This window comes from Streptomyces flaveolus, from assembly GCF_000716535.1.
Taxonomy (GTDB): Bacteria; Actinomycetota; Actinomycetes; order Streptomycetales; family Streptomycetaceae; genus Streptomyces; species Streptomyces flaveolus_A.
The window spans coordinates 171254-194943 of record NZ_JNWV01000005.1 but is presented as its reverse complement, the minus strand read 5'-3'; the positions used below and the strand labels follow the sequence as shown (position 1 = coordinate 194943).

Annotated in this window: 21 protein-coding genes; 13 read left to right on the top strand and 8 right to left on the bottom strand. The window is 73.3% G+C overall.

From position 1 onward, the window contains the following. Positions 1-40 precede the first annotated feature (40 nt). The 8 genes from OO52_RS06520 to OO52_RS06485 are packed head-to-tail and all read left to right on the top strand — an operon-like array spanning position 41 to position 11308. Positions 41-922 carry a diiron oxygenase gene (locus OO52_RS06520; RefSeq protein ID WP_051818256.1) on the top strand — a complete coding sequence of 294 codons (882 nt, stop codon included), beginning with the start codon at positions 41-43 and terminating at the stop codon, positions 920-922. Then, positions 922-1188 (top strand): hypothetical protein, encoded by a 267-nt coding sequence (locus tag OO52_RS06515; RefSeq protein ID WP_048910265.1) that lies wholly within the window; start codon positions 922-924, stop codon positions 1186-1188. The genes OO52_RS06520 and OO52_RS06515 overlap by 1 nt, the downstream gene beginning before the upstream one ends. Then, a complete protein-coding gene (locus OO52_RS49480) occupies positions 1181-2002 on the top strand; it encodes a hypothetical protein (RefSeq protein WP_030641877.1) in 822 nt (273 codons plus the stop codon). Before OO52_RS06515 ends, OO52_RS49480 begins: the two co-directional genes overlap by 8 nt. Beyond that, positions 1999-7347 carry a non-ribosomal peptide synthetase gene (locus OO52_RS46000; RefSeq protein WP_051818252.1) on the top strand — a complete coding sequence of 1783 codons (5349 nt, stop codon included), beginning with the start codon at positions 1999-2001 and terminating at the stop codon, positions 7345-7347. The genes OO52_RS49480 and OO52_RS46000 overlap by 4 nt, the downstream gene beginning before the upstream one ends. Then, positions 7344-8273, top strand: coding sequence for a DMT family transporter (locus tag OO52_RS06500; protein ID WP_078864657.1), 930 nt, complete (start codon positions 7344-7346; stop codon positions 8271-8273). The genes OO52_RS46000 and OO52_RS06500 overlap by 4 nt, the downstream gene beginning before the upstream one ends. A 7-nt stretch (positions 8274-8280) precedes the next feature. After that, positions 8281-9045, top strand: a complete 765-nt coding sequence (locus OO52_RS45995; protein WP_051818249.1) for a 4'-phosphopantetheinyl transferase family protein — start codon at positions 8281-8283, stop codon at positions 9043-9045. After that, on the top strand, positions 9042-10097 hold the full coding sequence (locus tag OO52_RS06490; RefSeq protein ID WP_030641870.1) for a methyltransferase: 1056 nt from the start codon (positions 9042-9044) through the stop codon (positions 10095-10097). The genes OO52_RS45995 and OO52_RS06490 overlap by 4 nt, the downstream gene beginning before the upstream one ends. After that, positions 10094-11308, top strand: a complete 1215-nt coding sequence (locus OO52_RS06485) for a M20 metallopeptidase family protein (protein WP_030641869.1) — start codon at positions 10094-10096, stop codon at positions 11306-11308. Before OO52_RS06490 ends, OO52_RS06485 begins: the two co-directional genes overlap by 4 nt. A gap of 39 nt (positions 11309-11347) precedes the next feature. Here OO52_RS06485 and OO52_RS06480 read toward each other — a convergent pair whose 3' ends face one another. From OO52_RS06480 to OO52_RS06460, 5 genes are all read right to left on the bottom strand, one after another. Continuing rightward, entirely contained in the window at positions 11348-11974 is a 627-nt protein-coding gene (locus OO52_RS06480) for a pyridoxamine 5'-phosphate oxidase family protein (RefSeq protein WP_030641868.1), read from the bottom strand. A 177-nt stretch (positions 11975-12151) separates the two neighbouring features. Next, positions 12152-13381 carry a glycoside hydrolase family 88 protein gene (locus OO52_RS06475; protein WP_030641866.1) on the bottom strand — a complete coding sequence of 410 codons (1230 nt, stop codon included), beginning with the start codon at positions 13379-13381 and terminating at the stop codon, positions 12152-12154. A 105-nt stretch (positions 13382-13486) separates the two neighbouring features. Further along, positions 13487-13975: a GNAT family N-acetyltransferase gene (locus tag OO52_RS06470; RefSeq protein ID WP_030641865.1), complete on the bottom strand. Its 489-nt coding sequence runs from the start codon at positions 13973-13975 to the stop codon at positions 13487-13489. 43 nt (positions 13976-14018) lie between these two features. After that, entirely contained in the window at positions 14019-14462 is a 444-nt protein-coding gene (locus tag OO52_RS06465; protein WP_030641863.1) for an ester cyclase, read from the bottom strand. Between the two features lie 114 nt (positions 14463-14576). Beyond that, a complete protein-coding gene (locus tag OO52_RS06460) occupies positions 14577-14975 on the bottom strand; it encodes a hypothetical protein (RefSeq protein WP_231406276.1) in 399 nt (132 codons plus the stop codon). Positions 14976-15199: 224 nt separating this feature from the next. Between OO52_RS06460 and OO52_RS06455 the strand changes: the two genes are divergently transcribed. Further along, positions 15200-15856 carry a maleylpyruvate isomerase N-terminal domain-containing protein gene (locus OO52_RS06455; RefSeq protein WP_030641859.1) on the top strand — a complete coding sequence of 219 codons (657 nt, stop codon included), beginning with the start codon at positions 15200-15202 and terminating at the stop codon, positions 15854-15856. Between the two features lie 16 nt (positions 15857-15872). Here OO52_RS06455 and OO52_RS06450 read toward each other — a convergent pair whose 3' ends face one another. Further along, entirely contained in the window at positions 15873-16628 is a 756-nt protein-coding gene (locus OO52_RS06450) for an FG-GAP repeat domain-containing protein (RefSeq protein WP_030641858.1), read from the bottom strand. A 76-nt stretch (positions 16629-16704) separates the two neighbouring features. Between OO52_RS06450 and OO52_RS06445 the strand changes: the two genes are divergently transcribed. The 3 genes from OO52_RS06445 to OO52_RS06435 all read left to right on the top strand — a co-directional run bounded on the left by OO52_RS06445 (position 16705) and on the right by OO52_RS06435 (position 19302). Then, positions 16705-18237, top strand: coding sequence for a LamG-like jellyroll fold domain-containing protein (locus tag OO52_RS06445; protein ID WP_324608272.1), 1533 nt, complete (start codon positions 16705-16707; stop codon positions 18235-18237). A gap of 14 nt (positions 18238-18251) precedes the next feature. Then, positions 18252-18467 (top strand): hypothetical protein, encoded by a 216-nt coding sequence (locus tag OO52_RS06440; protein ID WP_030641853.1) that lies wholly within the window; start codon positions 18252-18254, stop codon positions 18465-18467. A 169-nt stretch (positions 18468-18636) separates the two neighbouring features. Next, entirely contained in the window at positions 18637-19302 is a 666-nt protein-coding gene (locus OO52_RS06435; protein WP_030641851.1) for a hypothetical protein, read from the top strand. A gap of 213 nt (positions 19303-19515) precedes the next feature. Here the strand turns inward: OO52_RS06435 and OO52_RS06430 are convergent, their stop codons facing one another. Together OO52_RS06430 and OO52_RS06425 are read right to left on the bottom strand one after the other, a co-directional pair. Further along, on the bottom strand, positions 19516-20412 hold the full coding sequence (locus tag OO52_RS06430; RefSeq protein WP_030641849.1) for an NAD(P)-dependent oxidoreductase: 897 nt from the start codon (positions 20410-20412) through the stop codon (positions 19516-19518). 20 nt (positions 20413-20432) lie between these two features. Further along, positions 20433-20696: a hypothetical protein gene (locus tag OO52_RS06425; protein WP_199819900.1), complete on the bottom strand. Its 264-nt coding sequence runs from the start codon at positions 20694-20696 to the stop codon at positions 20433-20435. A 129-nt stretch (positions 20697-20825) separates the two neighbouring features. Here OO52_RS06425 and OO52_RS06420 point away from each other — a divergent pair, with 129 nt between their 5' ends. Beyond that, on the top strand, positions 20826-23678 hold the full coding sequence (locus OO52_RS06420; RefSeq protein WP_030641847.1) for an AfsR/SARP family transcriptional regulator: 2853 nt from the start codon (positions 20826-20828) through the stop codon (positions 23676-23678). Positions 23679-23690: the final 12 nt, after the last annotated feature.

Below are 23690 nucleotides of genomic sequence, written 5' to 3'. Positions count from 1 at the left end.
CCACCGTTCCTGACGCACGCTGATCCCAGCAGGGGGGCACATGGATACGACGGACGTGGTGGAAACGCTGGACAATCTGGTCGCCGACGCGACCGACCACCACTACAGCCCCTACACACGGTTCGACTGGGTGGACGAACTGGCCGAGGAGCAGTGGTGGATGACACCCGACCTGCTCACCGTGGCCGGCACACGGCACGCACGGGAGCTGGACGAGAAGCAGCTGATGCGGCTGAGCAAGTGGGAGAGCGTCAACTTCTTCAGCCTCAACATCCACGGCATCCGTGAGCTGCTCATCGAGGTGACCCGGCGGATCCACACCCGGGGCTTCGAGCTGCCGTCCGAGTTCTTCCACCGCTTCCTGGGCGAGGAGAACGGGCACATGTGGTTCTTCGCCCAGTTCTGCCTGCGCTACGGCGGCAAGATCTACCCGGACAAGTCGCTTCCGGTGGCCACGCCGGAGGAGGACGCCGCCGTGGCCAACTTCCTCGTCTTCGCCCGCATCCTGATCTTCGAGGAGCTGGTCGACCACTTCAACATCCGGATGGGCCGCGACACCACCCTGCACCCCCTGATCAGGGAGGTGAACCAGGTGCACCACGACGACGAGTGGCGGCACATCATCATGGGCCGCAAGCTCGTGGGCCTGCTGTACGAACCACTGCGGGAGCGCGGCGACCAGGAGCTGCGCGAGCGCCTCGACGTCTACCTCCGGCGCTACATCACGGCGAGCGTGCAGTCGCTCTACAACCCCACGGTGTACCGGGACGCGGGCCTCCCCGAGCCCTTCGCCCTCCGGGAGGAACTGCTGCGGGACCCGGCGCGCGTCGCCCACCACGAGACGTTCTTCAAGCGCATCACCCGGTTCCTGGTGAGCCAGGACATCATCAGCGCTTCTCCGTTCCAGGAGGCCGCGGCCTGATGGGGACGGACGTGATCGAGCAGGTGCGGGCTTGGCTGCTGGCGCGCAATCCGGAGGTCACCGCCGTCGGCTGGGACGAGGACCTCATCGACAGCCGGCTCATCGACTCCCTCGACTTCCCCCAGCTCCTGCTCCTGCTGGAGGAGCTGGCCGGCCACGAGCTGGAGCTGACCGCGGAGAACGTCGTCGGATTCCGGACCCTGCGCGGGATACGCGACACGGTTCTGGCGGACATCACCGGCGCCGGCGCGGTGAGCCATGAGTGATCTCTACACGGAGCGCGACGGTCTCGTCGCCCTCGGCCCGGAACTGGTCCGCCTCATGGACCTGCTGGACGAGCGCTTCCGGGCCTGGGCCCAGGAGTGCGGCGCGACCCCGATGCTCTTCCCGGCGGTCATCAGCACGGCGGACCTGGCGTCCATCGACTACTTCGACAACTTCCCGCAACTCGCCCTGATGACAGCGCCGTTGAGACTGCCGGCGCAGAAGGTGACGGACGACGCCGCGCTGCCTCCCGAGCGTCTCGGCAAGAGCGCGTACGGACTGGTCTCCGCGGCCTGCTACAACGTGTACCTGCACCACCGGTCCGCGACCCTCGCCGGGCCCCGGTACGTCACCACCGTCGCCAAGTGCTTCCGCAACGAGGACCACTACGACGGGCTGCGCCGGCTGCACGGCTTCACCATGCGGGAGATCGTGTGCCTGGGACCGCGCGAGGCCGTCCTGGAGCATCTGGCCGCGTTCCGGCCGAAGGTGGTGGAGTTCGCGGCCCGGCTCGGGCTCGGCCTGGACGTCCAGCCGGCGTCGGACCCGTTCTTCGAGAAGAGCGGCGGGCGGGCGCTGCTGGCGCAACTCTTCCCGGTGAAGGAGGAGTTCGTGCACGGGGGCGCACTGGCCATCGGCTCCCTGAACTTCCACCGCAACTTCTTCGGGGAACGCTGCGGCATCTCCCTCGCCGACGGCGGACCGGCCTACACCGGATGTGTCGCCTTCGGTCTGGAGCGGTGGATCGCGGCCCTCCTGGAGACCCACACGGACATCGACGACATCCTGGAGCGGGTTGCGGAGGCGGCTCCGTGAGCGATCTCCTGGGCCACCTCGCCGGGTTGTCCGGGCCCGAGCGCGCCCGGTTCATGGCCCGGCTGCGCCGGCGCCCGGCCACGCCCGCGGCCCACCCCGAAGACGCCACCGCCGTTTCCGACGCGCAAGCGCGGCTGTGGCTGCTCCAGCGCCTCGACCCCGACAGCCCGGCCCACCACCTCTCCGCCGCGCTGCACCTGGAGGGGCCGCTCGACGCCGAGGCGCTGCGCCGGGCGCTGACCGAGGTCACGGCCCGGCACGAGTCGCTGCGCACGGCGTTCCTCGAGCGGGACGGCCGGCCGGTGCGGCACGTCGTCGCGCCCTGGCCCGTAGAACTCCCCCTGATCGACCTCGGCGCGCTGGAGCCACCGGACCGCGAGCGCGGGGCCCGCCGGGCGCACGCGGAGAACGGCAGGCGTCCCTTCGCGCTGGACCAGGCGCCCCTGGCCCGCTTCACGCTCTACCGGTTCACGGCCGAGCGGCACGTGCTGACCGTCGTCGCGCACCACCTGGTCTGCGACGGCTGGTCGATGGGCGTCTTCACCTCCGAACTGACAGCGCTGTACGAGGCCTTCACCGAGGGCCGCCCGTCCCCCCTGCCCGCTCCCGTCGCCCTCCCGGCCGGCGGGCGGCGGGCTGCCGGCGCGGAGCACGACCGGTCGGTCGCGTACTGGCGCGGCGAACTGTCCGGCGAGCTTCCGGTCCTCGAACTCCCCACCGACCGGCCCCGGCCGGCCCGGGAGGCGATCGTGGGCGCCCGGCACGGCTTCCGGATCCCCGCCGGTCTCCACGAGGAGCTGCGCGCGGCGGCCGCCCGCGACCGGTCCACCGTGTACGGCCTCCTGCTCGCCGCCTACGCCGTCACGCTCCACAGGATCACCGGCGGCCTGGACCTCGTCGTCGGCGCCCCCGTGGACGAGCGTGAGGGAGCCGCCGAACAGGCCCTGATCGGCTTCTTCGTGAACACGCTGCCGCTGCGGTTGCGGCTGCGGCCCGGACAGACGTTCACGGAGACGGCCCGGCACGCCGGCGAGGTGGTCAGGGGCGCGCTGACCCACGGCATCCCGTTCGGCGACATCGTGCGGGAGACGAACCCGCCCCGGCTGCCCGGGCGCCCGGTGCTGCGGCAGACCGCCTTCTCGCTCCAGCCCGCCGTCACCGCGGGCCGGCGCGCGGGGCGGCTGACCGTCACCCCGGCCGCCCCGGACGACTTCGGCCTCGGTGTGTCCCCCCTCGACCTCAGCCTGCACCTGCGCGAGCAGGACGGCGAGCTGCTCGGCTGCTTCGAGTACCGCACCGACCTGTTCGACGCCGCCACCGTCGCCCGCTGGGCCGAGGAGTTCCAGGAGGTGGTCCGGCAGGCCGTGCGCTCACCGCAGGCGCCGGCGGTGACGGACGGACCGCATCCCACGACGAATCTGACGGACAGCCAACTAGCCCTGTGGTTCGGCAAGAAGACCGCCCGGGACGTGCGGTTGTACTACGAGAACGTCACCGCCCTCTACACCCTCCCCGGCCCGCTGGACCACGACCGCTTCCAGCGTGCCTTCCAGAAGCTGGTGGACCACAGCGACGCCCTGCGCAGCACCTTCCACGAGGTGGACGGCGTCCCGCTGCGCCGGGTCGCCGAGTCCGTTCCTGCGCCGGTGGACCTGGTGGACCTCACCGGCGAGCCGGACCCCCACGAGGCCGCCCTGCGCTGGGCCCGGCGGCGCAGCGGGTCCGGGCTCGACCCGGCGCGGTCCGTCTTCGACTCCGCCCTGCTGAGGCTGGGCGACTCGGCGTACGCCTGGTACCTCGACGTGGACCACCTGGTCTGCGACGCGTGGTCGATGTCCCTGTTCCTGCGCACCCTGTCCGCGTACTACGACCTGGACCGGCGCGGGAGCCTCGACGAGGCCGCGCCGCTGCCGCCGTTCCAGGCGTACGTCGACCACGAGCGTTCGCTGCGCGGCTCCGAGCGCCGCGCCCGGGCCGAACGCCACTGGCGCGAGACGCTGGCCGAGCCGGTGGAGCGGCCGGTCTTCTACGGCAGGGAAGACGACGTGGCGGGCACGACCCGTACCGCCCGGCTCACCGTGGACCTCGGCGCCGAACGCAGCACCCGCATCGCCGAGTTCGCCCGGCGGGAGGGGCACGCCTCACCCGCCGTGGCGTTCGCCACCGCGCTCTTCGCCTACCTGCGCCGCGTCGGCGGCGGGGAACTCCTGCGCGTCGGCACGCCGTTCGCGAACCGTCCGGCCGAGTTCCGCGACACGGCCGGCCTGTTCATGAACGTGCTCCCGCTGCAGGTGCGGGCCGGCGGCGACACCACGCTGCGCCACCTCGCCCGGGAGACGCAGCGCGCCTTCCTGCAAGCGGCCCGCTACCAGGAGCACGTGCCCCGGCATCGCGCCGGCGCCCGCCTGTACGACGTGTACCTCAACTACCAGAACGCGGTCTTCGAGGGCTTCGGCGGCACGGTCGGCTTCGAGCTCCTGGACACCGGGCACTCCCCCGACCGGCTCACCCTCCAGGTCAGGGAGCTGCGCCCGGAGCCCACCGCCCCGACGCGCTTCGTGCTCGACTTCGACTTCAACACCGCCTGCTTCGACGAGGTGCAGCGGGAGCGCACCACCGGGCACTACCTCGCCCTGCTCGACGCACTGCTGGCCCGGCCCGACGAGACCGTGTCGGCCGCGCCGATGCTGTCGGACGAGGAGCTGAAGCAGCTCGACGCCTGGAACGACACCGCCCGGTCCTACGACCTCGACGTCCCGCTGCACGCGCACATCGAACGGCAGGCACGCCGCACCCCCGACGCGACCGCGATCGTCTTCGAGGACCGCTCCCTGACCTACGCGGAGCTGGACGCGGCGGCCGGCCGGCTGGCCCGGCGGATCCGGCGCGCCGTCGGGGAGGACCGCTTCACGCCCGGTGCGACGGTGGCCGTGCGCATGGAGCGCTCCCTGGAGCTGGTCGTCAGCCTGCTCGCCGTCCTCAAGGCGGGCGGGGCCTACCTCCCCCTCGATCCGGCCACGCCCGCCGAACGCACGGCGTTCATGCTCGCCGACGCCGGCGCCGAACTGGTCCTCACCACCGGGCCGGCGGACGGGCTCCCGGAGGGCGTACCGGTCCTGCGGGTCGACCTGACCCAGGCGGCGGAGCCGGAGGGCACGGCACCCGACGTGATGGTGGCGCCCGGCCAACCGGCCTACCTCATCTACACGTCGGGGTCCACGGGCACACCCAAGTGCGTCATGCTCACCCACCGGGGCATCTGCAACCGCCTCCTGTGGATGCAGGACGAGTACGGGCTCACGGCGGCCGACACGGTCCTGCAGAAGACGCCCTTCACGTTCGACGTGTCCGTGTGGGAGTTCTTCTGGCCGCTCATGACCGGTGCGCGCCTCGTCGTGGCCCGGCCCGGCGGCCATCGCGACCCGGGCTACCTGGCCGAGGTGATCCGCCGTACGTCGGTGACGACCGTGCACTTCGTCCCGTCCATGCTGCGGATCTTCCTCGCCGACCCGGCGGCCTCCCGCTGCGGTGCGCTGCGCCGTGTGATCGCCAGCGGCGAGGCCCTGCCGCCGGACCTCGTCCGGCGGTTCTTCGAGGTCTTCCCGCCGCCCGCCGTCGAACTGCACAACCTGTACGGGCCCACCGAGGCGTCCGTGGACGTGTCGGCGTGGCGGTGCGGACCGCGGGACGCGGCCGGCTCCGTGCCGATCGGCCGCCCGGTCGCCAACACCACGCTCGACGTGCTGGACGACCGGCTGACCCCGCTGCCCCTCGGCATCGTGGGAGAACTGCACATCGGCGGGGTGCAGCTCGCGGCCGGGTACCGGGGCCGCGACGAACTCACCGCCGAGCGCTTCGTGCCCGATCCGCGCCGGCCCGGCGGGCGGCTGTACCGGACCGGGGATCTGGTGCGGCAACGGCCCGACGGCGCCTTCGAGTTCATCGGCCGTGCCGACGGCCAGGTCAAACTGCGCGGCTACCGGATCGAACTCGGTGAGATCGAGGCACGGCTGGCCGCCCACCCGTCGGTGCGGGCCGCCGCGGTACGGCTGGTGGACGACCGGCTGGTGGGGTACGTCGTACCGGCCGCCGGAGCCGAGCCGCCCGGGCCGCGGGAGCTGCGGGCCTTCCTGGAACGCTCCCTGCCGGACCACATGGTGCCGCCCGTCTTCGTGCCGCTGGCCGCGCTGCCCGTCACCGCCAACGGCAAGCTCGACCGCGCCGCCCTGCCGGCCCCCGCCCCGGCGACCGCCGCCACCGCTGCGGCCCGCGCCGCGCGGACCCCGCTCCAGCGCACGGTCGCCGGGCTGTGGGCCGAACTGCTCGGGCGGGACGCGGACACGATCGGCCTGGACGACGACTTCTTCGAGCTGGGTGGTCACTCGCTGCTCGCGGCGCGCCTGATGGCGGTGGTGGCCCGCCGCTTCGGGGTACGGCTGCCGCTCACCGCGCTGTTCGAGGCGCCCACGGTGGCCCGGTTCGCCGAGCTGGTCTCGGCGGGGTCCGAGCACGCGCTGATCCTGTCGCTCCGGGCCCCCGTCACGCCCGCGCCGCTGTTCCTGCTCCATCCCGCGGGCGGTGACGTGATGGCGTACCGGGAGCTGGTCACGCTGCTGCCGCCGGGACGGGAGGTGCTGGGCGTCCGGTCGCGTGCCCTGTCCGGTGAGGCGGAGGCGGACAGCCTGGCCGCGATGGCGGAACGGTACGTGGACGTCATCCGGGAGCGCCGGCCGACCGGGCCGTACCACCTGGCGGGCTGGTCGATGGGCGGTGCCCTGGCGGTCGAGGTGGCCGCCGGGCTGGAGGCGGCGGGCGAGCGGGTCGCGCTGGTCGCCCTGCTGGACTCCTCCGTGCCCGGGGAGGGCGAACCGGACCCGCTGCTCGCACCGGCCGTCGCCCTGGCGGACTCCCTGCCCGGACTCGACGTCACCGCCGAGGACACCGCGGCACTCCGTGACCGGCTGCGCGGACTGCCGCTGGCGGAACGGCTGAAGCTGCTGATCACCTGGGCCGAGGAGCGCGGCTCCCGGGTGCTGCCGTCCGAAGCCCTGCTCCGCGAGGCGGAACTGGCCGAACGGCACGAGCAGTTGATGCTCACGCACCACCCGTCGGTCGTCGACGCCCCGTTGACCCTCTGGTGGGCCCGTGACCGGCTCCGGGAACACCGCGCCTCCTGGGCGCGGCAGACCCGGGGCGGTGTCCGCGAGGAGGCCACGCTCCCCGGAAACCACTTCACCCTGCTGCGCCCGCCCCACGTCGCCCAGGTCGCGCGGCGGCTGGCGGCGGCCCTGGACACCTCTGAGCGAACCGTCCCCGTAGACCGACAAGGAAGTGAACGTCTGTGACCTCTGCGCAAGCCAATCAGGGGACCGCCTCACCGGATTCACCGCAGACCCCGCCCCCGTCCCCGGGCACACCGCCGCTCGCGGTCGCGGCCGGGCTGCTGACCGTCTTCCTGTGGGCTTCCGCGTTCATCGGCATCCGCGCGGCCGGCAAGGACCTCGATCCGGGGGCGCTGACCCTGGCGCGGCTGTTCATCGGTGCGGTGCTGCTGGGCGCGGTCGTCCTGGTCCGCAGGGTCCCGCTGCCGCCCCGCTCCGACCTGCCGCGCCTGGTGCTGTGCGGTCTGCTGTGGTTCGGCGTGTACAACGTGGCGCTGAACGCCGCCGAGCAGCGGATCGACGCCGGCACCACATCCATGATCATCAGCCTGGGGCCGGTGCTGATCGCCGTACTGGCCGGGTTCCTCCTCAAGGAGGGCTTCCCGCGTCCCCTGGTCGTCGGCGGCGTCGTCGCCCTCGCCGGTGTGCTGCTGATCGGCCTCGCGACCTCCAGCAAGGGCCTGGAGGCCGGGACGGGCAGTGCGCTGGCGCTGCTGGCCGCCGCCGCGTACGCGGGCGGTGTCGTCACCGAGAAGCCGCTGCTCGGCAACAGTTCGGCCCTGGTGATCACCTGGCTGGCGTGTGTCGTCGGCGCCGTGCTCTGCCTGCCGTTCCTGCCCCAGCTCATCGACAACCTCTCGCACGCGAGCGGCGAGGCGATCGGCTGGACGCTGTACCTCGGTGTGTTCCCGACCTCGGTCGCCTTCACCACCTGGGGCTACGCGCTGGCCCGCTCCACCGCGGGGAAGATGGGCGCGCTCACCTACCTGTCCCCGCCGATCGCGGTGACCCTGGCCTGGCTGATCCTCGACGAGACACCGCCGTGGCTCGCGGTGGTGGGCGGCGCGCTGTCGCTCGCCGGCGTCGTCTACAGCCAGCGCAAGAAGTGAGGAGCCGGTGACGCCGGTCCTGACCGTCGCCGTCGCGGAGACGGACCGGCTCCTGGCCCTGCCCGGTGCGGACGCGTCGGTCCTGACCGACGCCGAGCGACGGCGCCTCGCCGCCGCGCGCACCGGGCGGGCCCGGGCGGACTTCCTGGCCGCGCACGTCCTGGCCCGGATGTGCGTCGCACGGCGGACAGGCGGCTCGTTCCGGGACGTCGTGCTGGACCAGCGGTGCCCGCTCTGTGCGGGCCCGCACGGCCGGCCGCGGGTCACGGGCGCGCGGTGCGGGGTCAGCCTGTCGTACGCGGACGGGGTGGTGGCGGCCTCGGCCGCCGATCACCCCGTCGGCATCGACGTCGAGCGGCTGCCCGGGCCGGCCGCCCACGGCGCCGGGCCCGGCCTCCGCGGGTCCGGGTCCTTCCTGACGCGCGGTGAGATCGACCGGATCCGCGGGTCCCCCGCTCCTCACCCCGCGTTCCTGCGGATCTGGGTACGGAAGGAGGCGCTGGTCAAGCTCAGCGGGCGCGGCCTGCCCGCGATGCCGGGCGTGGACCTCTCGCACCTGCCGCTCGCCGCCACGGGCCGGGACCGGCCGTACCGGCTGGGCCGGCGGCTCCTGTACGACCTGCCCGACGTGCCGTCCGACGTGATCGGCGCGGTCGCCGTCAGCGCCCCGGACGCCTCGGCCGGCCGCAGTTCCACCACCGCCTCCGGCATGCAGTCGCTCACCACCGACGACCTGATCGACACCCTCTCATTCCAGGGAGAAGCATCATGACCGAGGTACAGAACCAGCCCGCGAGCGTCGTCCCGGACGCCCTGACCACCGTGCTGCTCGGACACAACGCCTTCCAGTTCACCCGTGCCGGTGTGGAACTCGGCCTCTTCGACCTGCTGGAGCGCAGCCCCGGTACGCCGCGTGAGCGGATCGGCGAGGAACTGGGCCTGGCAGAGCGGTCCTTGGACATCCTGCTGCTCGGTGTCACCTCGCTGCGGCTGGTCGAGCGCACCGCGGAGGGGTACTTCAACTCGCGGTCGATATCGGACCTGTTCACTGGCGGGCACTGGGAACTCGTCAAGGCGGTCGTCGGGTTCGAGGCGTACGTCACCTACCCCGGCCTCGTCGACTTCACCGAGTCCCTACGGGCCAACAGCAACGTCGGCCTGCGCCGCTACCCGGGCGACGGCGCCACGGTCTACCACCGGCTCAGCCAGGACCCCGAACTCCTGAAGGTCTTCTACCACTTCATGGGCACCTGGTCGGCCGTCGCCAGCAGGCACCTGATCAAGTACGGCGACTTCAGCGCCTCCCGGAGGATCCTCGACGTCGGTGGCGGGGACGCGACGATGGCCATGGCGGTGGCCCGGGCCCACCCGGACGTCGAGGTCACGGTCCTGGAGATCCCGAAGGTGGTCGACCTCGCCCGAAAGCGGGTGGCGGAGGCGGGACTCGGCGACCGCGTCAAGGTGGTCGAGGGCGACATCTTCGCGGGTGACTACCCCGAGGGACACGACACCGTGATGTTCGTGCACCAGTTGCAGATCTGGCCGCAGGACCGCATCCGCGTGCTCCTCGGCCACGCCCACGACGTGCTGCCGGACGGCGGCCGGGTGCTGATCCTGAACTCGATGTCCGAGGACGACTACGACGGCCCCCTCATGGCCGCCCTGGCCAGCCCCTTCTTCGCGGCCGTCGCCGGCGAGGGCGGGATGCTCTACTCCTGGGAGGGCTACGAGAAGTCGCTGAAGGAGGTCGGGTTCGACCGGGTGCGGCGCACCCGCTGCACCGAGGCCATCACCCCGCACGGCATCATCACGGCGGTCAAGTGAGCGGCCGCCGGCCCGGCCCCGGCCTGGTGGAGGACCTCGTACGGCTGCGTGAGGACCTCCACCGGGAACCGGAAATCGGTCTCGATCTGCCGCGGACTCAGGCCAAGGTGCTCGCGGCGCTCGACGGACTGCCCCTGGAGATCACGACCGGCGGCGGGTTGTCCTCCGTCACCGCCGTGCTGCGCGGCGGGGGCCCGGACACGGGCGACGGCGACCGTCCCGTCGTGCTCCTGCGTGCCGACATGGACGCGCTGCCCCTGACGGAGAAGAGCGGCGTCCCGTACGCGTCCAAGGTCGAGGGCCGGATGCATGCCTGCGGGCACGACCTGCACACGGCCATGCTGGTCGGTGCGGCCCGGCTGCTCGCCGAGGGGCGGGACGGGCTGCGCGGTGACGTGGTGTTCATGTTCCAGCCGGGAGAGGAGGGGCACCACGGTGCGCGGCTGATGATCGAGGAGGGGGTGCTGGAGGCGGCCGGACGGCGCCCGGTGGCGGCGTACGCGGTGCACGTGGCCTCCTCGATGCTGCCGTCCGGGTGGCTGCTGACCCGTAAGGGCCCGCTGCTGGCCGGAGCCGACGCCCTGCGGGTACTCGTACGGGGCCGGGGCGGGCACGACTCCCAGCCGCAGTTGCTGAAGGACCCGGTGCCGGCCGCGGCCGAGATGATCCTGGCGCTCCAGACGTACGCGAGCCGGGGCTTCGACCCCTTCGACCCGGTGCTGCTCTCGGTCGGCAGCATCCACGCGGGCACGTCGGCCAACATCATCCCGGACGAGGCGGAGCTGAAGATCGGTGTCCGCACCTTCGGGCCGGGTGCCAAGGCCCAGGTCGTGGACGGGGTGACCCGGGTGCTGGAGGGCGTGGCCGCCGCCCACGGGGTCACGGTGACGGTGGAGCACGCCATGGACTACCCGGTCACGGTCGTGGACCCGGACGAGGCGGACTTCGCGGCCGGGACGGTCGAGAAGGTGCTGGGACCGGGCCGGCTCGTCTGGGCGCCGAACACCCTGAGTCCCTCGGAGGACTTCTCCTTCGTCCTGGACCGGGTGCCGGGGGCGATGCTGTTCCTCGGCGCCTGTCCGCCCGACCGCGACCCGGGGAAGGCGAGCTTCAACCACAGCCCTGACGCGGTGTTCGGCAACGAGGTCCTGGGCGACGGCGCCCTGCTCCTGGCCTCCCTGGCCGAGGAGCGGCTGGCCGCGGCCGGCTGACCGGAGCCGGGCGGACGCCGTCGCGGCTCGGGGTGCGGCTCAGGTCCGCGCCCCGAGCCGCGCGCGCAGTTCCCGGTTCTCCTCCTCCAGGCGCACGATGCGCTCGTGCACGTGCTCCAGCGCGTCCGCGAGTTCGGCCTCGGAGAACCGTGGGGTGATGTGCTGGGCGCAGTTCCAGGCGAGCCCCTCGACCCGTACGACCATCAGTGACTCCGCCTGCCCGTCGGTGCGCGTGTCCCCCGCCCGGCCCGGCAGGTCCTGGAATGCGGTGGCGTCCCGGATCTCGGCCCGGCCGAATACTTTCAGCCGGGCGCGGTGGGCGTAATCCATGAAGAACAGTGAGACCCGGTCGTTTCCGCGGATGTTTCCGGCCGTGATGTACTGGCGATTTCCGCGCACGTCGAGGAAGGCCAGCGTCCCCTCGTCCAGGACGTGCACGAATCCGGGCGGCCCGCCGCGGAACTGGATGTACGGCCAGCCGGTCTCGCTCACGGTGCCGAGGTGGAACCCGTCGCGGGCCGCGATGAACTCGGCCTCGCGGGCGCCCAGTCGGTCGGCACGCTCGGGGTCCGAGGCGAGAAGCCGTTCCATGGCGGGGGCGCTTCCCCGCTCTTCCTGGACGCGTCGGACGTTTTCGGTGAAGGCCACGTGGGCGTACCGGCTCATGCGGCGCTGCCTCCCATTCGGGGAATACGACCGGGGCAAGCGGAAAGAGCAGCGAAGAACAGCTTCGTCCAGAGCTTAGTTCAGAAGTCCTGGGAGAACTGCTTCTTCCGCCGCATCTCGCCGCTGCCCTGTCTCATCCCTCCGGGGAGCCGAAGTCAGGGCCGGCCCGGCCTCCCCTCACGCTCGCTGCGACAGGTCGATCGCCCGGTCGACGTCCTCGGGCCGGAGCACGCGCAGGATGCCTTCCAGGAGGTAGTAGTCGGCGTAGGGCAGTGAGACCTCGATGCCGTCCTCAGCCGGCCGGTTGCGGGTGCAGCGGGCCACGACCGCGTCGGCACGGGCCGAGTTCCTCGTCAGGCAGGTGTCCGCCAGCGCGGTGAGCAACCGCAGGGCCACCTCCCGGTAGGTGTGTCTGCCGGTCGCCGCGTACAGGTCGAGCAGGCCGCACGCCATGATGGCACCGGCGGAGGCGTCCTTGATGTCGTGCGGCTGCTGCGGCGCGCGGTAGTCCCACACCGGCACGTGGTCCGGGGTCAGCGCTCCGATGGCGAAGTCGGCGAGTTTGCGCGCGGTGTCCCGGAACTCCTTGTGCCCGGTCCGCCGGTACATCGTGGTGAAGCCGTAGATGCCCCAGGCCTGTCCGCGCGACCAGCAGGAGGCGGGGCTGTAGCCCTGCACCGTGTCGGGGCCGATGGGGGCGCCGGTGTCCGGGTCGAAGTCGAACACGTGCGGGGTGGATCCGTCCGGGCGGGGGAAGACGCGCTGCGCGGTCCTCGCGTGCTCGACGGCGATGTCCAGGTAGGTGTTGTCGCCGGTCTGCCGGCTCGCGAACGCCAGCAGATCGAGGTTCATCATCGTGTCCATGATGACGCGGCCCGCGTTGGCGCGATCCGTCAGCGCGCCCCAGGCCCGGATGAACCTGCCGCGCGGGTTGTACCGCTGGATCAGGGAGTCGGCGGCTCGTATCGCGCCCGTACGCCATTCGTCGTCGCCGGTCAGCCGCCAGGCGGTGACCCAGGAGGGGTAGAAGAGGAACCCGAGGTCATGCGTGCTCGTGTCCGACTGCCGGGGGGCGAGGTTCCGGGCCGACTCGACCGCCCAGGTGCGGAAGGCGTCGTCCTCGCTGTACAGCCAGGCCATCCACAGCGTTCCGGGCCAGAAGCCGCCCACCCAGTCCCCGTTGCGCGAGTACGTCCACTTCTCGAACTTGGTCCCGACCGGGAAGCCCGTCACACCGGGGGCGACGGTACGGACCTTCTCCACGGCGTAGTCCGCCGCCGCGCCGAGTGTCCGCAGGGTCGCCCCTGACGGCTGCCGGTCCGGCGCCGCCGCGGCCGGCACCGCGGAGGTCCCTACGGCCGCCGCACCGGCCGCCGTGGCCAGCAACGCACGCCGGGAAACACTCATGCTCGCCCTCCAACTCCACCGTGGACAAGAGAAGTTGGCTGAGCTTCGCACACCGGCCTTGACCGTGTACACCCATGTGTGTGGAGTTCATCCATGTGAACGTAGTCAGGGGCGGGAGGCGTCGGCGTCGTGCCGGAGCCAGACGTAGCCGACCGGCTGAGCGGTGTTCCAGCTCTCGGCGAGGCCGGGGTCGACCGGACGGAACCCGGCGCCCAGGTAACACCTGAGCGCCCGGTCGTTGTCGGGGTGCACCCGCATGTAAACATCCGCGAACCCGGCCCGCACGGCCCGCGCGAGCAGGCCCCGGACGAGTACGCGGCCCAGCCCCGCCCCGCGGGCCCCGGGCGCCACGATGATCCGCGCCAGTTCGGCCTCGTCCTCCTCGGCGTCGCACCACAACTCGCCGTAGCCGACGACTCTTCGCCCGTCCACGAGCACGTGGGCCTCGACGTCGTCCGCCTGCTGCCACCCGGCCACCGTCTGCTCGGACACGGGGAACTCATGGCTGCCGCACCACATCACGGCCTCCGCCGCCGACGTCGGCCAGCCCGCGACGAGTGCCGCGTGAACGGGAGCGCAGGGAAGCAGGTCCATGTGCGCACACTATGCGGGCCGGGGGCGCACTCCGGAGGCGCGTTCAGGACGGATCGCCGGGGACGATGCCCAGTTGCCGCATCTGCGTGAGGACGTCGACGACACCCCAGATCTCGGCGACGCGGTCGTCCGCGAACCGGACGATGAAGATCTCGTTGTACCGGACGGGCTTCCCGGTGGGCGGAAGGCCCCGGTACTCCCCCTGGTGCGTACCGGTGACCGTGTTCCGGAAGACGACCTTGTCCCCCTGGGCGATCTCGTCCTCGATCTCGACACGCAGGTCGGGGAACGCGCGCAGAAGCACCTCCCACACGCGCCCGAGTGCCTGCACCCCCGTCATCCCCATCGGCACCGGCGCGTGGAACAGCAGGTCCGGCGCGACGATCTCGTCGATCGCCTTCGAGACGGTCTCCAGGTCGCCGGTGTGGACGGCGTCGTGCAGCCGGCGGAACGTCGCCTTGTTGCGTGCTTCCTGGGCTGTCGGCATGGGATGGCTCCTCGGGTCGGCGCGAGTCGTCGGCCTCGTACTCGCTTCCACGCCCCTACGACGGGCCGGCCCTCCGGGATGTGACATGGCCGCCGCCGGCGGACGTTCCCTCCTTCATCCACCCTCGCGTCCGCCCGCCAGCCGGCGCCGCCACCACCGGTGCGCACCCCACTGGCGCTGCCGGGCGAACGGATCGGGCAGGGTGCGGACGGCGTACTCGGCGTCCAGCGCACGCACACGGTCTCTCAGCTCGGCCCGGGGCCGGGGAGGCAACTGCCGCAGGACGCTCTCCAGCACGTCGCGGGCATGCCGTACGTCGTCGAAGGAGCAGCCCCGGCAGCCGCACTCCGAGTCCTGGGGATACCGGTGCCGGCGTCCCGCCGGCCGGAGGAACGCCCGGTACCGGCGCAGGGCGTGGCCGGTGGCGCCGGGATACAGGTGGTAGTCGTCGGACAGCCGCTCCACCCGGTCGATCGCGCGGCTGGTGCGCGCGGAGAGGCCGTGGATCCGCATGACGGGAAGGCCTCGCGGGACACGAGGGACCTGCTGGGCGCGCAGCGCCCCGGACCGCTTACGCGGCATCGGCCTTTCGGTTGCTGGACATGCCGACCATCATGCCAGGCGGACCCGCAGGCCCTTGTCCGGTCGGCGATCCGGTGACCGGCGTCGACGGCACGCCCGGACGGCCCGGTGGGAATTCGGTCGAAGGGCGGGCTGCCCGCTGCTAGTTTGCGCCCGTGGATCTCTTCTCGCGCTCGTGGACGGCCCTGCGTACGGCGGTCGCCGGCCTCCCCGACGAGGACTTCGCGCGGCCGTCCGGCTGCACCGGCTGGCTGGTCCGCGACCTGGCGTGCCATCTGGTCATCGACGCCCAGGACGTGCTGATCACCCTGGTCACGCCCACCACGGCGGAGCCGACCCACGACGCGGTGACGTACTGGAACGTCAGCGACACCCCGCCCGCCGGCGACGATCCGCTGGACGCGCTGACCGTCCGGCTGGCCGCCGCGTACGAGGAGCCACGGCTGCTGAAGTTCCACCTCGACGACGTCGGTTCGGCGGCCGGGCGCGCGGCCGGGCTGGCCGACCCGGAGCAGCGGGTGCGTACGCAGGACATGGTCCTCACCGTGGGCGACTACCTGTCCGCGTACGTCCTGGAGTGGACCTTGCACCACCTGGACCTGATCGCCCACCTCCCGGGCGCGGCGGAACCCCCCGCCGAGTGCCTCGCCCGGTCACGCGCCGTGCTGGAGGCGATCGTAGGGGCGCCCTTCCCCCCGTCGTGGCCCGATCCGGACGCCCTGCGCGTCGGAACGGGGCGCAGGCCACCGACCGCCGCCGAGCGGACCGAGCTGGGCCCACTGGCCGGGAGACTTCCCCTCGTCCTCGGGTGAGCGCAGGGCGCAGGGGTCACCGGGCCCGCGCCTGTGTCCCGCAGGGCGGGTAGAACGGGGTCAGGCCCGCGTGCGGCAGCGGGGACGGGGGGTCGTAGCCCGTGGCCTGGACGTCCGTCGTGTACGTGCGGGTGTCGGGCGACAGGCCCGTGTGCGGATCGCCGAGGCGGGCCTGGATCTCGTAGGTGCCGTCTCCGGAGTACGTGTACGCCGTCAGGTCGGGATACCGGTCGTGGTTGTAGTCGGCCACCGCGATGTCCTTCGTGGCTCGCAGGTCGAGGGGGACGGTCCGCCGGCTGCGGCCGGTGTCGGAGAAGGGCCCCAGCCGCAGTTCGGCCACACGGGGCTGGACCGGGTCGTCGCCGCCCTGCTCCTCCCCCGCCACGACGACCAGGTCGCTCCAGCCGTCCCGGTCGAAGTCCGCCACGACGGCGCTCACGTACTCCTGCCGGCCTGCGGTGCGATCGGCCAACCCCCGTACCCGGACCGTCGTTTCGCGTGCCGAGCCGATCCCGAAGGTGATGGCCAGCAGGGCACCCCGGTGGGACGGATCGGTGATCCGGTCCGGCAGGCCGTCGTTGTTCACGTCGGCGATCAGGTCCCCCGATCGTGTCTGACACGCGGTGACGGCGGACGGTGCCGTCGGGCGCGGTGGGGGCGCGCCCAGACAGTCCTCGCCGCCCGCGAGGAGCGACAGGCCACCCGCCAGCAGGAACGCCGTGCGGGTGAGCCGTCTCGGCCGGGAGGTACCGCTGGGTTCACGCACGGGCATGAGCAGGGATCGTAGTCACTCGGGCCGGTCGTGCCGGGGGCGGGGCCTCGGCGGACGTTCTCTCCGGCTGTGCGACATGCTGTGCGTCGTCGCCGGGCAGTTGTCCAACGGGACCTGCGAGAACTGCAACAGCTACAACATGCTCAAGCTGACCCGGCTGCTGCACTTCGGGGACCCGGACCGCACCGACCTGCTCGACTACTACGAGCGCACCCTGTTCAACCAGATGCTCGGCGAGCAGGACCGGGACTCCGCGCACGGCTTCAACATCTGCTACACCGGCCTCGGACCCGGCTCGTTCAAACAGCAGCCGTCCTTCATGGGCACGGACCCCGACGCCTACTCCACCGACTACGACAACTTCTCCTGTGACCACGGCACCGGCATGGAGACGCACGCCAAGTTCGCGGACACCGTCTACACGCACGACGAACAGCGGCTTCTGGTCAACCTGTTCATCCCCTCCGAGGTCCGCCGGCAGGAGAAGGGCATCACCTGGCGGCAGACCACCCGGCTGCCCGACTCGGCCTCGACCGTCCTCACGGTCGCGTCCGGACACGCAGCTCACCAACTGGTCGTCCGCATTCCCGCCTGGGCGTCCGGAGCGCGCGTCCGGCTCAACGGCCGTGCGCTGCCCGACCGTCCGGCGGCCGGCAGCCGGGTGACCCTCGACCGCGCCTGGCGGACCGGCGACCGGGTCGAGATCAGCCTGCCGATGCGGACGACTCTGGAGGCAACCCCGGACGACCCCGACGTCCAGGCCGTCCTGCACGGCCCGGTGGTGCCGGCCGGGGCGTACGACACGGCCAACCGGTGGCTGGCCCGGCTGGACACCTCCGGTATCCGGCAGGTCTCGGCCGACCCGCTGCGGTTCACGGCGACCGCCGACGGGAAGCCGGTCACGCTGCGGCGCGTCGCCCGCGTCCACCACCAGTACTACGACGTCTACTGGCTGACGGGCCGGCCTCCGTCCCCGCCACCTAAGTTCGCGGCGTGGCACCGCTTCGACGAGACGTCCGGGACCACGGCCGCCGACGCCACCGGCAACGGGAAGACCGCGACGCTCGCCGGGGGAGCCTCCTGGACGCAGGGGCACACCGGCGCGGCCGTGGCGCTGGACGGCGCCGACGGACACGTCGTCCTCGCCGAGGACCTGCTGGCGGGCGCGTCCGCCTACTCGGTGGCGGCCTGGGTGAAACCGGCCGGGCAACCGGTTGCCTGGAGCCGGGTCTTCGACTTCGGCACCGGCATCAGCGCCAACATGTTCCTGACCCCGCTCAGCGACGCGGGCACCCTCCGGTACGCGATCACCGCGGCCAGCGTAGGTGCGGAACAGCGCATCGACGCCGACCCGTTGCCGACGGACCGGTGGGTCCACGTGGCCGTCGCCTACGGCTCCCTCACCGCCGTGCTGTACGTCGACGGCAGGGAAGCGGGCCGGAACACCGAAGTCACCGTCGAGCCCCGCACCTTCGGCAACCACATCCGGGCCGCCTACATCGGCAGGTCCCAGTACCCGGACCCGTATCTGAAGGGGGCCGTGGACGACTTCCGTGTCTACGGCCGCACGCTCCGCCCGGCCGAGGTCACGGCCCTCGCCCAGGGCTGACACCCGCCCACGCCGTGCGGTTCGAGGTGTCGGGTGCCGGGGAGCCCGCAGGAGTCGTCAACGGCAACCCGCACAACGTGGACCGTTTCCGGCAGCCGCGCCGCCACACCCGGCACGGCCGGGCCCCGGCCGTCCTCCGCCCGGCCGAGCCGCCGGTGCACGTCACGCTTGTCGCGCCGGCACCCGGACTGCGGCCGGTCAGGCTCACCCTGCCGGTGGCGTCAGCGTGACGGCCAGCCTGTCCGACCGGACTCACGGCCGCCCTCACCGGCTGTATGCTGGCGCGCCCGGCAGCGGCCCGGAGCGGGTTGTCGGTCAGCCGCTGCCCGCCTCGCCAACGGTGAAAACGGGTTGACCCACCCGTATCATCCAGGTGTCGCACCGTCAGGAGCGGAGGAAATGATGCCGGAAAGCGCCGGGCCCGTCACCGAATTGACCTCTCAGTACGTCAGCCAGGTGACCAACGACCTCGAACACAACCTCAAGGAGCAGGAACGCATCACGGCTGAAATCGCCGTTCTGCAGGAGCAGTTGACCACCCTGCAACAGGACCACGGCGTCCTGCTGAACATGCGGCAGGCACTCGGCCTCGCCGCACCGGCCGGGCGGGCGGTCGTACCCGCCCCGCGCAAGAAGAGCGGCGGCACGCGCCGCGCCGACGACAAGAAGCCCGCGGCGAAGAAGCCGGTGGCCAAGAGGGCCGCGGCGAAGAAGCCGGCGGCCAAGAAGACGGCCACGAAGGAGGCGGTGACGCGGAAGGCGACCGCCGCCGAGCCGGCGGCCAAGAAGGCGTCGCCGTCCGAGCCCGCTCAGCCCACCCTGATCGAACTCGTCCGCCGGCACCTGGCGGAGCAGAAGGAACCGCGTTCCGCCGCGGAGGTCAGCGAGGCCCTGGGCCGGGCGTACCCCGAGCGCGGGATCCAGTCCAAGGTCGTCCGCACCACGCTGGAGAACCTCGTGGCGAAGAACGGCGCCCAGCGCACCAAGCAGGGCACGTCCGTCTTCTACGTCGTGCCGGCCGAATCGACGCAGGAGACGGCGGAGGGCACCGAGACGGGCGCGTGACCGCCCGCCACGCCGAGCGGCGGCCGGCGGCGGCCGAGGGAGGCGACGCGGAGCTCCGCGCCTCGGCCGGCCTCCTCGACCAGGGCCGCCGGCTGCCGGACGGAACCCTGTCGCCCTCCTTCAGCGTGCCCCCGCCGTGCCGGCGCCCGGCCTCGACTCGGTGAGCGGGACGCGCTCGGGCGGCAGCGGCGGCGCGGAGCACACGGGTTCCCTTCAGGCGGAGGGGCCGTCGGCGGAGCCGAAGCTGGCGAAGTACGCCGCGGCCATGTCCTCGTCGGCGTGGCCCTGCGCGGCGGCACGCTCCATGCGCTCGGCGCTCGCGGCGGCCACGTCGAGGCGCGCGCCGTTCTGTTCACCGGCCTGGACGATGAGCCGGGCGTCCTTGGCGGCCGTGGCCACCGCGAACTGGGCCGGGGTCAGCTGGCCGTCGAGGATGAGCTTCGCCTTGGCCCTCAGGTACCCCATGTCCAGCGGGCCGCCCTCGATCGCGTCGAAGAAGTTCTGCGGGTCCACGTCGAGCGCCCGGGCCAGGGCCAGCACCTCGCCGGCCGCGGCGGTGATCGCGAGGACCCAGCTGTTGGCGACGAGCTTCAGGCGGCTCGCGGTGCCGGCCGCGCCGTCCTCGCCGGTCCACACGGTACGGGACCCGACCGCGTCGAACACCGGGGCCACGGCCGCGCGGTGCTCGCTCGGGCCCGCGGCGAGGACGAGGAGCTGGCCCGCCTCGGCGGGCTGGCGGGTGCCCAGCACCGGCGCGTCGAAGAAGACGAGGCCGTGCTCGCGGGCGAAGGCGGCCAGGTCGCCGATGGCCTCGACACCGGCGGTGGTGGACTGCACCCACGCGGCACCGGAGCGCAGCGCGGGGGCGGCCTCGCGCATGACGTCGAGGGTGGCCGGGCCGTCGTAGAGCATGGTCAGGACGACATCGGCGCCCTCGACGGCCTCGGCGGGCGTGCCCGCGACGTGCGCGCCGTCGGCGGCGAGCGGTTCGGCCTTGGCGCGAGTGCGGTTCCAGGCGCGGACGGTGTGCCCGGCCCGTGCGAGGTTGCGGGCCATCGCGGCACCCATGATGCCGGTGCCCAGGACACTCACCGTGAGCTTGTCGGTCATGACGGCAACTCCCTAGCGGATTACGAGGTTTTGGCGGCGCGGACCAGGCCGTCCAGCCATGCCTGATGGCCGTTCGGCATCGGATTCGGCGTCTGCCGGGCCAGTTCGGCGGCGGGTCGGCCGATCTGCGTCCCCTGGGTGAGGATACGGACCCGCCCGCCAGGGAGATCTTCCACCAGCCAGGCGTGCGGCACGTCGAGCCGCTCCTCCGGCGTGCCGTCCTGCCGGGCCGCCCAGGACAGCCGGCCCGGGACGCCCTCGGCCGGGGCCTGGAACTCCACCACCCGGGCGTCCAGGGGCGGGAAGCCCGCCCGACACGCCGGAGTCCACCGCCCGGCGGTGTCCGCGCTTTGCCGTCGGTTTCCTCCGGAGTCGTACAGTCGAGGGCCGCAAGGAACGGCGGAGGGAGCGGGATGGCACAGGGGGCGTCGGTGCGGTTCGCGGTGCTGGGGCCGGTGCGGGTCTGGCGCGGTGCGCACGAGCTGGACGCCGGCGGGCCCCAGGCGAGGGCGCTGCTGGCCCTGCTGCTGCTCCGGGCCGGTCAGCCCGTCCCCGTGCCCGAGATCGTCGACGTGCTGTGGGGGCCGGGTCCCCCGCCCACCGCCGTCAACGTGGTCCGCCGGCACGTCGGCTCGCTGCGGCGGCTGCTGGAACCGGGGCTGCCGGCGCGGGCGCCGGGACGCCGGCTGGTGCGGGGCGCGGGCGGCTACCGGCTGGTCACCGACGGGGACGACGTGGACCTCGTACGGTTCCGGGGGCTGCGCGAGGACGCCCGGCGCGCCGTCGCCGGGAGTGCGCAGGGGCGGGCCGTGGAACTGCTCGGCCAGGCGCTGACGCTGTGGGCCGGTCCCGTGGCCTCCGGAATCGCCCCGGAGGTGCGCGAACGGCTCGGGGCCGACGGGCTGGAACGCGAGCGGCTCGCCGCGCTGCGGGAGGCGGCCGACGCTGCCTTGCGCGCGGGCGTGCCCGGCATGCCGCTGGCCCGGCTGCGGGAGGCCGCCGCAGCGCATCCGCTGGACGAGCCCCTGCTGGCCCGGCTCGTCCTGGCCCTCGCGGCCACCGGCCGGCGGGCCGAGGCGCTCGCCACCTACCGGAACACCTGCCGCCGGCTCGCCGAGGAGCTGGGCATCGACCCCGGGCCCGAACTGCACCAGGCCCACCGGACGGCACTGCGGGAGACCCGGGACGGGGACCCCGCGGAGCCGCCGCCCGCACAAGCCGTCGCCGCGCGTCCCGTCGTACCCGCCCAGCTACCGCACGACCTGCCCGCGTTCACCGGCCGGCACACCGAACTGGCCGAGCTGCTCGACCCGCTCGCCCGGACCGGGGAGCCCGCCGGGACGGTGCTGATCTCCGCGCTCGGCGGGATGGCCGGGGTGGGCAAGACCACGCTGGCGGTCCACTGGGCCCACCGGGTCGCCGACCGGTACCCGGACGGGCAGCTCTACGTCGACCTGCGCGGCTTCGCACCCTCCGGAGCGGTCGCCGACCCCGGTGAGGCGGTCCGCGGGTTCCTGCACGCGCTCGGGGTGCCGCCCGAACAGGTCCCCCAGAGCCTGGCCGCCCAGGCCGCCCTGTACCGCAGTGTGCTGGCGGGGCGCCGGGTGCTCGTGCTGCTGGACAACGCCCGGGACGCCGAGCAGGTACGGCCGTTGCTGCCCGGCACGCCCGGCTGCCTCGCCATCGTCACCAGCCGGGACGACCTGACCGGACTGGTGGCCGCGCACGGCGCCCGCTCGCTGATCCTGCGGCCGTTCGACGCAGGCCAGGCGCGGGACTTCCTCGCCGGCCGGCTGGGCGCCGGACGGACCGCCGCCGAGCCGCGGGCCGTGGACGAGATCGTCGCCCGGTGTGCCGGGCTGCCCCTCGCCCTGGCCTGCGTGGCCGCCCGCGCAGCCCTGCGCCCGGACTTCCCGCTGGCGGCCGTGGCCGCCGAACTGCGCGAGGCCCGGGGCAGCCTCGACGCGTTCACCCGGCCCGGCACTCCCGTGGACGTCGCCACCGTCTTCTCCTGGTCCACCCGGGCCGTGTCGCCGGCCGCCGCCCGGTTGCTCCGGCTGCTCGCCCTGCATCCCGGCCCGGACGTGTCCGCGGCCACCGCCGCCGCGCTCGCCGGGCTGCCGCCGCGCCGGGCGCGCTCGCTGCTCGGCGAACTCGCCGCCGTCCACCTCGTCACCGAACCGGCGCCCGGCCGCTACGGCTTGCACGACCTGCTCCGCGCGCACGCCGATGACCTCCTCGCCGAGCACCACACCGAGGCCGAGCGGCGGGAGGCCCGCGACCGGCTGTTCCGGCACTACGTGGAGCGCGCCCACGCCGCCGGCGCGCTGCTCGACCCCGGCGGGGACGTCCCGCCGCTGCCGCCCGCGCCGCCGGACCCGCGGGCCGTGCCGTTCGCCGACGACGGGGCGGCCCTGGCCTGGCTCACCGCGGAGCAGCCGGCGCTGCCGGCCGTCGTCCAGGCGGCGGCCTCGTCCGGCCACGACCGCTGCGCGTGCCTGCTGGCCTGGTCCCTGGAGCCGTACTTCGAACGGCGCGGCCACTGGCACGACGGACTGGCCGCCCAGCGCACCGCGCTCGGCGCCGCACTGCGGCTCGCCGACCCGGCCATGGAGGCGCGCGCCCTGCGCGGCCTCGCCCGGGCGGAGGGCAGGCTGGGCCTGCTCGACGAGAGCCGGGCCCACCTCGACCGGGCGCTCACGCTGTTCACCCTCGCCGGCGACACCGCCGGCCGGGCGGGCACCCACCGCAGTCTGGGCTGGACGTGCGAGCAGGAGGGCGACCTCGCGGGGGCCCTGCGCCACAACCAGCTCGCCCTGGAGCTGTTCCGCACCACCGGATCCGGGCCGGCGCAGGCCAGCGTCCTCAACTCCGTCGGCTGGTACCACGCGCTGCGCGGCGAGTACCGGCCGGCGCTCGCGCGCTGCTTCGAGGCGCTGGCCCTGCTCCAGGACCTGGGCGACCGGTACGGCCAGGCGGCGACCTGGGACAGCATCGCCTACGCCTACCACCGCCTCGGCAGGCATCCGCATGCCCTGCTCGGCTACCGCAACGCGCTGGCGCTGTACCGGGCGCTCGGCGTGCCGTACCCGGAGGCCGACACGCTGACCCGCATGGGCGACACATACCTGGCCACCGGTGACCGGGAGGGCGCGCGGGCCGCCTGGGAGCAAGCCCTCGCCCTGCTCGACCGGCTCGGTCATCCGGACGCGGAACGGGTCCGGGAACGGCTCGCCGGGCGGCAGGAACGGACCGGTGCCGGATGACGGCTCCCGGGG